This is a genomic window from Corynebacterium sp. c8Ua_99 (assembly GCF_039907185.1).
Classification (GTDB): Bacteria; Actinomycetota; Actinomycetes; order Mycobacteriales; family Mycobacteriaceae; genus Corynebacterium; species Corynebacterium jeikeium_D.
In genome coordinates this window covers 275,124-283,424 of record NZ_JASBOG010000002.1, presented here as the reverse complement: position 1 = coordinate 283,424, position 8,301 = coordinate 275,124, and the positions used below count along the sequence as shown (strand labels likewise).

Genomic DNA, 8,301 nt, shown 5'->3' with positions numbered 1-8,301 from the left:
GAATACATTACACACACCCGACCCAAAGACACAAAACCCCAGGTAGATAGATCTGATCTAGGGTTTTCCTGTGCAGTAGAGCGACTTGCCAGAAGCTGCCAGTCCTCTCCTTTGATGAAACCCAAGAAGAGCTACAGCTACTGTCCACGAAGTCTTCGGTGATAATCCTCGAAGGCTTCTCTGGAAGAATGTATTCGCTCCTTTCGCTGACTGTCCGTGGTTTTCCTGACAATGACTTCACGGTCGTAAAAATTCCGCTGGAATTCATCCTCCAGTCCGACCATGTCGGAAAGGCCACCGATGAAGGCATCATATTCACGGATAACGATTTCGTTTTGCCTATCTTCAACGGTGTAGAACACATTTGGGTTTTCAACCGTCAATCGGCCTGGCGTGCTCTGCGGGCTCACCCGCCGAGAAGCAACCTCACCCTGAAAATCGTGGGCTTGTTCGGAGCCCGTTTCTGACGCACGCTGAGACTTCTTCGAGAAACGCGCGATAATCCGACCCATCAACGAGCCTCCCCGTCCAGCACGGTTTTCATGTCTTGGACTCATCGCTACCACCTTTGCTTCGGCTTCTACGCTCCCTTTAAAACAACTAAGGCTCCAAGCTGACCAGGAGCAGATGATTCTGAAATCATCAATCCCCTAGCCTGCCCGGAGCCCTAGCCCAGCTACCTAAAAGGAATCAAGCTGCATAAACACCAATTAATCGAGAGATTAGCAGCGCGCCTACACAAAGACCAACCAGCACCTACACGAACTTCACACCAGCGAAGTTCTTCTTACCGCGGCGCAGCACGATCCACTTGCCGTGCAGCAGGTCCTCGGCAGCTGGCTCCCACGCTTCGTCCTCGATGCGCTGGTTATTAGCGTACGCGCCACCTTCCTTAATGGTGCGGCGTGCCTCGCCCTTCGACTTGGCAAGACCCGCAGCGACGAGAAGGTCGACAACAGTACGCGGCTCGCCCTCAGCGATCTCCGCAACCTCAGTCTCAGAGACGGCACCTGCCAGGGTGGCCTCGTCCAGCTCGGTCAGCTCAGCACGCCCAAACAGGGCCTGCGCTGCCAGCTCAACTGCCTTGGTGGCCTCTTCGCCGTGGACCAGGTTGGTCATCTCCTGCGCCAGACGACGCTGCGCCTCACGCTTGAATGGACGCTCCGCAACAGCGACCTCGTACTCCGCAATCTCCTCCTGAGACAGGAAGGTGAACCAACGCAGGTAGTCAATAACAACCGAATCACCGGCATTGAGGAAGTACTGGTACCAGGAGTACGGCGAGGTCTTCTCAGCGTCCAGCCACAACTTGCCGCCACCGGTGGACTTACCGAACTTTTGACCCTGCGCATCGGTCACCAGCGGCACCGTCAGGCCGTGCACCTTGGCACCGTCGATACGCCTGTTCAAATCGACGCCAGAGACGATGTTGCCCCACTGATCGCCGCCGCCAATCTGCAGCACGCAATCGTAGTTGCGGCGCAGCTGCACGTAGTCGTTGGACTGCAGCAGCATGTAGGAAAACTCGGTGTAGGAGATACCGTCAGACTCGAGGCGACGCTTCACAGTGTCGCGATCGAGCATGGTGTTGAGGGAGAAGTTCTTGCCGACATCGCGAAGGAAGTCAATGACGGACATGTTCATAGTCCAGTCCGCATTATTGACCATTGTCGCCGGGGCATCGCCCTCAAAGTCAATGAAACGACGCAGCTGGCCCTTGATGGCCTCCAGGTTGTGCTCAATGGCGTCTTGGCTGAGCATCGAACGCTCACCGACATCACGCGGATCGCCGATGAAGCCCGTGGCGCCACCGGCCAGCGCAATTGGGTGGTGACCGGCCAGCTGGAAACGACGCAGCATAATCATCGGAACCAGGTGGCCCGCGTGCAGCGAATCGCCAGTTGGGTCAAAACCGCAATACAGAGTAATGGGGTTTTCGCACGCCTCGCGCAGCGCTTCAACATCGGTGGACTGATTAATCAGGCCACGCCACTGTAGTTCGTCGATAATGTTCTGTTCAGTCACGTCCCCTATCGTAACGTCTCGCTTGCCGACGTTCACCGCGAGGGTGACCTAGAACTCCTCAACGGCCTTCTTGTGGCGACGATAGGCTGAGACGGAATCGTCCGGAAGCCACAGCCGCCACGGCCGATTCGCCGCTCGCCGAACGCCCACACGCGGGCCTGCGTGGACATCTTTATCCGGGTTGATGCTCTCTGGCTGCGCCACGAACACGCGTGACGACGGATCCAGCGCATCTACCCCATAGTCATTTAAGTCAAGGCCAAGCGCCTGACCAACATTGCCCGGACCACGTCCGAGACCCGCAACCGCAGGTTTTTCACCGCGGCGACGGCGCACCGCATCCAGGCCCTGCTCAATGCGTACGGAACGGACCAATACTCCCCCGCCCGTGCCGTCCGTAGCGCTGGTGATATTGGCACAAAAGTGGATGCCGTAGGAGCGGTAGATATACCAATGTCCCGCCGGGCCAAACATGGCGCGATTGCGTGCGGTTGGCCCCATGAAGCAGTGCGCGGCCGGGTCGGGATAGCGCTGGTCAACTGGGCCACCATAGGCCTCGACCTCCGTGATGGTGGCGATAACATGCTCAGTGGGGATGACAATTACGCAGCCGAGCAGTGTCTTCGCAGCCTCGATGGGAGCTCCCGACAGCACAGTGCGGTCGAGGGCGCTGTAGCCGTCGGGAAGCGGGAAAGGCAATTACTTGTCCCAGGCGATAGCTTCGTCGGAAAGCATGACCGGAATGCCTTCGTCGATGCGGTAGGCGATCTTTAGGCGAGGATTGACCAGCACCTGCTCGTCTTCGAGGTATTCAAGCGGCCCCTTGTCACGCGGGCAAGCGAGGATTTCAAGGAGTTTCGGATCAAGGCTCATAGTCCACTACCTTACCGAACTGAATTGCCAGGGTGTCACGCTGACCTTCCAAAGCAATCAGGTTGTCCTGGCCGATAGCATCCTGGATCTTCTGCACCGCGGAATGCAGCAGGTCGATGGATTCCCGAGCCGGATTCTCGGCTTTGTGACGCAATCGCTCCGGGACCGCGAGGTAGGAGTTGACTGTCTGCGGCAAGTACTCCTGGATAATGCCGCCGATGACCACCTTCTGCTCGGGATAATCTTTGAGGTACTTCCACTCGCTCAAGACGGATTCCAGCGTCGCACCCAGGTCATTTGCGGCGTTGCCAAGATCTTCGCCAGGCTGGGCATCGAAAAGCCTGCCCAATGCCCGGTGGAGATTCCTACGCAGCTCAGATGGATTGAGCGGGCGACGCTGTGGGACCTCAGGCTTCGGCGCCGAGCTAACGGACTTCTGAGCCCCTTTGCTCTGCCTCGGCAACAAAGCAACCGACGCGCCCCAGGCGGCAATCGCAACAACCGGCCACAGGAAACCAAGCCCCACGGTCAGGTGCAGCAGCACGACGGCGATGGCAAGGATGAGCCCGACAATGTTGGCGGGACTGTTGAGAAAGCCACCGCCAGAAGAAGTGCCGGAGGATTTACTGGTAGCCACGAATCTCCTTGAACACATCAGCAAGCTCGGTCTCACGGGATTCAAAGACCTTACCACCAGTCAGGTTCGCAAGTTCCTGCATTTCTCCCGGATCCGCCTCTCCATAGCGGATGACGAATACCGGCGGCAGATTCCCGCCCTTGGACTGGTAGAAATCACGGAATTCCGCAAAGCTCTTGCCCGACGTCACCTGACCATCGGTCAACACCACGATAGACGGGATGGAGTTCTTATCCGAGCTGCCGAGAAGGTCGAAGGCCTGAATCAGTGCGTCGTAAAGCGCCGTCTCGCCCTCTGCGTACAGACCATCGACGGCGGCGGTGAGCTGCGCGCGCGATTCCGGGCCGTCAATTGTCGTGGTCGTGGGCTCGCCGACGCTCGTACTGAACGGCAGGATCGTCGCGATCTCACGGTTTCGCAATCCCACGCTTCCCGTTTCGGTGCGTGCACTGCCGTCGACGATTGCGCGCATTGTCGCCTGTAGATCAGCGATGCGCTCACCGAACATTGAACCGGAGGTGTCGAGAACAAAGACTGACTCTCCGGGCACGCGCAGGTCATTGTCGTAGGCCTCGATGAGACGATCCGTGACTGCGCGATCACCCGGGAACGGCAGCTCGATGATCACGCTGTTGGTCATGCTTTCCGGCAGGTTGGCATCATCGGAGACCGGGCGAAGGAAGTGATCGGCGAGAACCTGCGAATTCGCTTCCAGCCACTGCCCGAGTGCCTCCGTCTGCCGCGCGGCAAGGTCGTTAGCCGGCTGAGCTAGTGGCGTCAGCGGGTAATCCGCACTAATGACGCCGTCGCTCGGAACAACAACTTCCAGGTCAGCGCCCTCTTTGTTCATCTGCTGCAACACAGCTTCATAGTTGATCAGCGCGTCGACGGAGTCCGGCTCATCCAGGAACTTGTCACGCAGCCACCCCGACGAACCCGAGGTCATCTTCTGCCCCTCGAAGAACTTCTGCAGTTCAGGCGTGATGCGATTGATATCCCCCGTAGTCAGCGCCGATCCGGTGTCGGCGAACGCGGTCGCAACCGACACCACGCCCGAGAAGCCCGAGTTCGATTCCGCGGGGTTGGTCATGCCGTAGGTCAATTTGCCTGACGACGCAGCCTCCGCGATCTCAGCCCACGTCGGCTGCTTGGTATCCCAACCGAGCTCCCGAGCCTTCGCCGAATGGATACCGAACGCTACGGGTGAGGTGGCAACTTTCTTGGCTTCGCCCAGCTTGTCAGCCCCACCGAGCAGATCAACGTACCGGTTGGTAGCAAACCAAGTGGCGTCAAATTGGTTGTCGAATTCGTCTGCGACAAGGGCGTGGCTGTTCTTCACGGTGCCGTCGACAAGCTCGAGGTTAATCGTAAAACCGAGGTCGCCGGAGGCCTTTTGCATCAGTGGCTGGAGCTCTGCAAGCTCCGTGGCCCCGGCGATACGCATGGTCGAGCCCTTGAGGTCAGAATCGACGTTAATCTTATTCGTCTTGTCATCGTCGGAGCCCAGCGGCAGATTCAGGCCACCGTCGGAACAGGCCACGACAGCGAAGATGCCGAGCACACCGACGAGGCCAAGAAGCATTTTGCGGAGGGCAGTTAGTGCCTTATCCATGTTCATTCGATCCATGTTCATTCGGCTTTACCCCTCTTCTGTTTCCGGTCTCGGAGGGCTCTGGTATCCACGGGAAACACCCTCAATAAGCTGCTCGAGGATGTCGAAACTCGGCGGATCAATGGAGTCCACAAAATCGGTGGAAACCTCCTGGCCCGTCTTCAACTGCGTCTGGAATTCCTCCATCGCCTCAGGATGGCTGGATCGGTAACCGTGCTTGGCCGCCAGCTTCTGAAGCTCAGGGTCTTCCGCGAGGAGCCGCGCGACCGCAGCGCCATTGTCGTTAAAGCCCAGCGCCACGTGAGTACTCAGAATCGTCGGCGATGGATACGCCAGGCGCATTTCCGGCTTCAACCGGCTGTTCGGGGCACTGTTCTCCCCCAGGAACTGCGACTCGTAGACCATCACCATTGGCTTTGAGCCGACACCCTGCGAGAGGTAGTCCGAAAATGGTCCAGCAGATGAGGACTCCGTGTATCCCTGGCCGGTGAACAGCGGGGTGAGCTCTGGCAAGACCGCATTGACCTGCCCATTGTCAGACACAATCCGGCCTTCATTGGTAATCCAAGACATGAGCGACAAGTACATTGCGGCCGAGTTCGACGAACGAATGTCCGTCGTGGACATCTGCACCGTGCGCGGCGACGGATAATCGTTCTCCGCGAAGTCACGCCAGCGGACATTGTCGTGCTGCATCGTGGCCAGCGCTGCCATATCTACCTGCCACGTAGTGCCCTGTTGGCGAGCAACATTTTCCCGCGCCAATGCCTGCAAGATGTTGTCGAAAGTAGCGATCGCCATCGGTGTGTAGAAGACGTCGTACCGCTCAGCGCCGCTCATTTTCTCGGCAATTTTCTCCGCTGCCGGTGCTGACGACGGAAATGCCAAGTCGAAGGAATCCAGATCCACATCCGTGGCCATCCGACGCGAACCCGCCGTCTTTACTTCTACCGTATAGCCGTGAGAGGCAAGAGCCTTCTGGACCTCTTTGTCTTCGAAGAAGGGCTTCTTCTCAGAGCCAACGATCGCCTTGACGACGGTCTTTTCACCACCGAAGAAATCACGGTTTCCTCCGGAGCTGCCACCAGAAAAACCTGGGATACTACCGCCGCGACCGACATAGACTGCAACAGCCGCGATGACAATCAAAATGACTGCAAGAATTGCCCCCGGGCCCATGCACCCTTTCTTGCTACCACTCTGATTTTTATTTTTATCTCGTGAGCTGCGATTTCCACCGCTCGACCGCGTACTTTCCGCCATGAAATTATGGTAAGAGACCCGGCCAAACCTGGCAACAGATATAGAAATAATCAGTAATCTGCGTCACTTCGGGGGCACCCTGGCATTACGGGGTTGCTGGCGGCGGCGGGTCGATTCGAGTTACTGACTACGTTTATGACTGGCGGCGGCGGGTCGATCCGAGTTACTGACTACGTTTATGACAGAAATGGCCCGAAAAATGGCCTGAAAGTGTCATAAACTTACACAGTTTCACATTTGCAGCCCGTATTCGCACGTGGAGCCCGCAATTTTTCGGGTTGCCAGTTGTCGGGTCATCAGTTGTCGGGTTGCTGGTTTTTCTACTTTCTCCCCGGGCTGTAAAAAATCGGCGTGAGGTCGATTGACCGCACACCGATTAATTAGCCGCGTTAGCTGAGCTAGCAGGTTGCCAGCTTTGCCAGTTTTAGCCGCGAACCGGCTTTTCAGCCCACTGCTTTAGCTCAGTGTTCTTCTCGTCGACACGAGCGAGCTGCTCTGCAACACGGACACCCGCAGTGCCGCCGCGAGTATCGCGGGAAGCGACAGCGCCGTCGATAGTAAGCACTTCACGGACCTTTGGAGTCAGTGCCGGGTGGACACCGGCGAGGTCCTCGTCGGAAAGCTCGTCCAGACCGATACCGCCCTTGGACTCCGCGATGCGGACGCACTGGCCGGATGCCTCGTGAGCGTCGCGGAACGGTACGCCCTCGCGGACCAGCCACTCGGCCAAGTCCGTGGCCAGGGTGTAGCCCGCCGGAGCGAGCTCGCGCAGACGGTCTTCATGGAAGGTCAGCGTTGCCACCAGGCCGGTCAGGGCCGGCAGCAGCAAGGTTAGCTGCTCAACCGAGTCCACCAAAGGCTCCTTGTCCTCCTGGAGGTCACGGTTGTAGGCCAGCGGCTGCGCTTTCAGCGTGGCCATAAGACCAGCGAGGTTACCGATCAGGCGACCGGTCTTACCGCGGGTCAGTTCTGCCACGTCCGGGTTCTTCTTCTGCGGCATGATGGAGGATCCAGTCGACCAGGCATCAGCCAGAGTGACGTAACCGTACTCCGGGGTGGCCCAGTAGATGATTTCCTCTGCCAGGCGAGACATGTCCACGGCAATCTGGGCGAAGACGAATGCCGCCTCAGAGGCGAAGTCACGCGAAGAAGTGCCGTCAATGGAGTTGTCCGTGGCAGAGTCGAAGCCGAGCTCTTCAGCAATGGCTTCCGGATCCAAGTGCAGCGAGGACCCTGCGAGCGCACCAGAACCGTACGGGGACACAGCCAGTCGACGGTCGAGATCGCGGATGCGGTCCAGATCGCGCAGCAGCGGATGCGCGTGAGCCAGCAACTGGTGTGCCAGCAATACCGGCTGCGCTGCCTGGGAGTGGGTCTTGCCCGGCATGATGGCATCCGGATGTGCCTTGGACTGAGCCACCAGGGCGGCAACCAGGTCAGTGACATCCAGTGCAACGCCGCGCACGGCATCGCGCAGCCACATGCGGAACAGAGTTGCCACCTGGTCATTACGGGAACGACCAGCGCGCAGGCGACCGCCGACCTCCGGGCCGACGCGATCAATCAGACCGCGCTCCATAGCACCGTGGACGTCCTCATCTGTCGGCTCTGGACCAAATTCGCCGGAGGCAACGTCGCGACCGAGCTGATCAAGGCCTTCGATCATGGTGTCAAAGTCGGCATCGCTGAGCAGCCCACGGGCATGCAGCACTCGGGCGTGGGCCTTGGACGCAAGAACGTCGTAAGGCGCGAGCACCCAGTCAAAATGGGTGGACTTGCTCAATGCGGCCATCGCCTCGGACGGGCCACCGGCAAAGCGGCCGCCCCACAGGGAGCCTTCGTTGGTACCGTGCTTTTCGACCATTGTCTTTTCCAATAGGCCTTTCGCTCT

Annotated in this window: 8 protein-coding genes; all 8 read right to left on the bottom strand. The window is 58.6% G+C overall.

Translation table 11 applies throughout. The features are described 5' to 3' along the window. Positions 1-137: 137 nt before the first annotated feature. On the bottom strand, positions 138-512 hold the full coding sequence (locus QKE19_RS02530) for a hypothetical protein (protein WP_126108062.1): 375 nt from the start codon (positions 510-512) through the stop codon (positions 138-140). A gap of 244 nt (positions 513-756) precedes the next feature. Further along, on the bottom strand, positions 757-2,025 hold the full coding sequence (gene tyrS, locus QKE19_RS02525; RefSeq protein WP_347890308.1) for a tyrosine--tRNA ligase: 1,269 nt from the start codon (positions 2,023-2,025) through the stop codon (positions 757-759). Between the two features lie 48 nt (positions 2,026-2,073). After that, on the bottom strand, positions 2,074-2,724 hold the full coding sequence (locus QKE19_RS02520; protein ID WP_347890307.1) for a DNA-3-methyladenine glycosylase: 651 nt from the start codon (positions 2,722-2,724) through the stop codon (positions 2,074-2,076). Next, entirely contained in the window at positions 2,725-2,898 is a 174-nt protein-coding gene (locus QKE19_RS02515; RefSeq protein ID WP_016422889.1) for a Trm112 family protein, read from the bottom strand. After that, positions 2,888-3,535 (bottom strand): hypothetical protein, encoded by a 648-nt coding sequence (locus QKE19_RS02510; RefSeq protein WP_347890306.1) that lies wholly within the window; start codon positions 3,533-3,535, stop codon positions 2,888-2,890. Before QKE19_RS02510 ends, QKE19_RS02515 begins: the two co-directional genes overlap by 11 nt. Beyond that, complete coding sequence (locus QKE19_RS02505; protein WP_347890304.1) at positions 3,522-5,168, bottom strand: VWA domain-containing protein; 1,647 nt, start codon at positions 5,166-5,168, stop codon at positions 3,522-3,524. Before QKE19_RS02505 ends, QKE19_RS02510 begins: the two co-directional genes overlap by 14 nt. A 6-nt stretch (positions 5,169-5,174) precedes the next feature. After that, complete coding sequence (locus QKE19_RS02500) at positions 5,175-6,326, bottom strand: hypothetical protein (protein WP_284857895.1); 1,152 nt, start codon at positions 6,324-6,326, stop codon at positions 5,175-5,177. Positions 6,327-6,834: 508 nt separating this feature from the next. Further along, positions 6,835-8,274: an argininosuccinate lyase gene (gene argH, locus QKE19_RS02495; protein WP_016422893.1), complete on the bottom strand. Its 1,440-nt coding sequence runs from the start codon at positions 8,272-8,274 to the stop codon at positions 6,835-6,837. Positions 8,275-8,301: the final 27 nt, after the last annotated feature.

Coding starts and splice junctions, on each gene's coding strand:
- QKE19_RS02530 (WP_126108062.1), bottom strand. CDS start 512: ATGGGTCGGATTATCGCGCGTTTCTCGAAGAAGTCTCAGCGTGCGTCA.
- QKE19_RS02515 (WP_016422889.1), bottom strand. CDS start 2,898: ATGAGCCTTGATCCGAAACTCCTTGAAATCCTCGCTTGCCCGCGTGAC.
- QKE19_RS02505 (WP_347890304.1), bottom strand. CDS start 5,168: ATGAACATGGATCGAATGAACATGGATAAGGCACTAACTGCCCTCCGC.
- QKE19_RS02500 (WP_284857895.1), bottom strand. CDS start 6,326: ATGGGCCCGGGGGCAATTCTTGCAGTCATTTTGATTGTCATCGCGGCT.
- argH (WP_016422893.1), bottom strand. CDS start 8,274: ATGGTCGAAAAGCACGGTACCAACGAAGGCTCCCTGTGGGGCGGCCGC.